This window comes from Luteitalea sp. (genome assembly GCA_009377605.1).
Taxonomy (GTDB): Bacteria; Acidobacteriota; Vicinamibacteria; order Vicinamibacterales; family Vicinamibacteraceae; genus WHTT01.
This window is the reverse complement of sequence record WHTT01000190.1, coordinates 1-2585: the sequence shown is the minus strand read 5'-3', so window position 1 is coordinate 2585 and position 2585 is coordinate 1. Positions and strand designations below refer to the sequence as shown.

Below are 2585 nucleotides of genomic sequence, written 5' to 3'. Positions count from 1 at the left end.
AACCGGGGCAATGACGCATCCACGCGCAACGTGCGTCTGGCCGCCATCAAGTCATTCTTTCGCTTCATCGAATACCGCGTCCCATCAGCCCTTGAGCAAGTCGGCCGTATCCTCGCCATTCCCCCCAAGAAGACGGAGGAACGACTGGTCAGTCATCACGCTGCAGGCCACGCATGACATTCGAAAGGTCTCGTTGTGGCTCGGTCACGCCAGCGTCACGACCACAGAGATCTACACCAGGGCGGATCCGACCATGAAACTCGAGGCCATCAGCGCCGTCACTCCCCTGACCTTCAGGAGAGGTTCCTTCCGGCCGCCCGACAAGCTCGTCGCCTTGCTCAAGCAGGCATCGTTATGCAAAGCCGCGGCTCCCCAAATGCCTGCTCGCGCCGAGACGGGCACGTCCCACTCCGCATTATGAGCCGCTCTGCATTACCCCAGTTATGCGGTGCGCCGCATAACTGGGGCATCCTCGCGCGTCGGTTTGTTGACGGGTGGGTTGATCCAGACGGCGGTCGGCAGATCCGCGGGCTGTGGCGGTCCGTTCACGAACCGCTCAGGGTGTTGGGCATACGCGGCCGTGAGCACCGCCCGGCGCTGGTCGCGCACGCGGGTGGCGTGATCGAAGTGGACGACGGCGGGCGTGAGCCAGCCGAGACCGCTGTGGCAGTGCGCCTCGTTGTACCACCGGAAGAACATTTGCGCGAACGCGCGACCATCCTCGATCGATCCGAAGCGCTCCGGAAACGGCGGACAATATTTCAGCGTTTTGCATTGCGCTTCCGAAAATGGATTGTCGTTGGAGACGTGGGGTCGACTGTGCGTTTTCGTCACGCCGAGGTCGGCGAGAAGCAACGCCACGGGCTTGCTGCGCATGGAGGCGCCGCGGTCGGCATGGAGAGTCAGTTGCCCCGGGACGATGCCGTGCTTCGCGCACGTCTCCTTGATCAGGCGTTCGGCCAAGGCGGCACTCTCGTGGGGCGCGAGCATCCACCCGACGACGTAGCGGCTGAAGATGTCGAGAATCACGTAGAGATAGAAGTAGGTCCACTTCGCCGGGCCGAGGAGTTTGGTGATGTCCCAGCTCCACACTTCATTCGGCCGCGTCGCCAGCAGCTCGGGTGCTGCGTACTGGGGGCGCCGGACCTGGTCGCGCCGCTCTTTGATTTCGTGCGAGGCGTCGAGGATCCGGTACATCGTGCGCGGCGAGCAAAGATACGTGCCCTCATCGAGCAACGTCGCATGCACCTGCGCAGGCGCCTGATCCACAAACCGCGTGTGCAATAGATCCAGGACCTCCTGACGCTCGACACGATCGAGCGCGCGTGGCGGCGCCGGCCGGGGACGCGCCACCGCCGCGGGTCGCCGGCCCCGGTACACAGAGGCGCGGGGCAGCCCCAACACGCGACACGCCGGCGCGGTCCCGATCGATGTCGCCACCTGTTCGACCGCGGTCATCAATCGGCCTCGTCGCTCGGCACAGGTTTCAGTGGGATCTGCAGGAGTGCGGCAACTTTTTTTTGGAAATCGATCAGGGCTTCCGCCTTCTGCAGCCGCGTAGTGAGCCGTCGATTTTCCTGCTCGAGTCGCTTCACCTGCGGGTCGACGGGCACCGGCTTGCGTCCCCGTTTCTTGGGCGTCAAGCCACGTTCGCGCTGTTGCCGCCAGGTGATCAAATGGGACGAGTAGAGCCCCTCTTTCCGGAGCAGCGCGCCGAGCTCGCCGTGTCGGGTACAGGCATCGGCTTTTCGCAAGATCTCCAGCTTGTACGCGGTCGTGAAGCGTCGACGCGTATGGCGCGCCGACACCTCCGAATCGGGCACCACCGGCCGGCCCGCGCGCTCGATCGGAGAAGACCCTCCGCTGCGGGGCGCCTCGCTTCGCTCGTCGCCCCTCCGCTCCGGCTCTTCTCCGATCGACTGGGCTGCCTCTCTCATGCGAATCGTGCTCATCAAGCTCCTGGCACCTCCCCGCCCTCTACACTAATTACCGCCGGGGAAAGTGTCTCAGCTATCTTGGCAGAGAGGGACTTTGAGCAGTGGCGGGCGCGCGACCTGGCGGACGCGGCCATCCGCTATGTCTTCCTGGATGGCTGGTATCCGAAAGTGCGCCTGGGCAAGCGGCGCGTGACGGTGCCGGTATTGGTGGTCCTGGGCGTGCGGGCGGATGGGCAGCGCGAGCTCCTGGATCTCCGCTTGGTCGGCGACGAGAGTACCGCGGCCTGGCGTGAGTGCATCCAGGGGCTGGTCGCGCGGCGCCTCGGGACGCCCGTGCTCGCCGTCATCGATGGGAGCGCGGGCCTGGCGGCCGCCTTGCGGGAGGTGTGGCCGACCCTCGCCATCCAACGCTGTACGACGCACAAGCTGCGGAACCTCGAGGCCAAGGCCCCGACGCGGCTGCGCGAGGAACTCAAGGAGGACTACCGGCGCATGATCTACGCCGACAGTCAGAGCCTGGTCGAGCAGGCCCGCGCCCGCTTCGTGAAGAAGTGGCGGCTGCAGTGCCCGGCGGTCGTCGAATCGCTCGCGGAGGCCGGCGACGACCTCTTTACGTTTCTGCGCTTCCCGCGCGCGCAGTGGAAGGCC

3 protein-coding genes and 1 pseudogene are annotated in these 2585 nt (G+C 65.5%); 2 read left to right on the top strand and 2 right to left on the bottom strand.

Annotated features, from left to right (window positions below):
• Window positions 1–421, top strand: a pseudogene (locus GEV06_28340) (hypothetical protein).
• A gap of 20 nt (window positions 422–441) precedes the next feature.
• Here GEV06_28340 and GEV06_28335 read toward each other — a convergent pair.
• On the bottom strand, window positions 442–1458 hold the full coding sequence (locus GEV06_28335) for an IS3 family transposase (protein ID MPZ21761.1): 1017 nt from the start codon (window positions 1456–1458) through the stop codon (window positions 442–444).
• Window positions 1458–1808: a transposase gene (locus GEV06_28330; protein ID MPZ21760.1), complete on the bottom strand. Its 351-nt coding sequence runs from the start codon at window positions 1806–1808 to the stop codon at window positions 1458–1460. Before GEV06_28330 ends, GEV06_28335 begins: the two co-directional genes overlap by 1 nt.
• On the opposite strand from GEV06_28330, the gene GEV06_28325 reads away from it, so the two are divergent.
• A partial coding sequence (locus tag GEV06_28325) for a hypothetical protein (protein MPZ21759.1) occupies window positions 1794–2585 on the top strand: 792 nt, incomplete at its 3' end. The genes GEV06_28330 and GEV06_28325 overlap by 15 nt on opposite strands.

Bases quoted from the DNA above. Each gene is read 5' to 3' on its own strand.
- GEV06_28335 (MPZ21761.1), bottom strand. From the start codon at position 1,458: ATGACCGCGGTCGAACAGGTGGCGACATCGATCGGGACCGCGCCGGCG.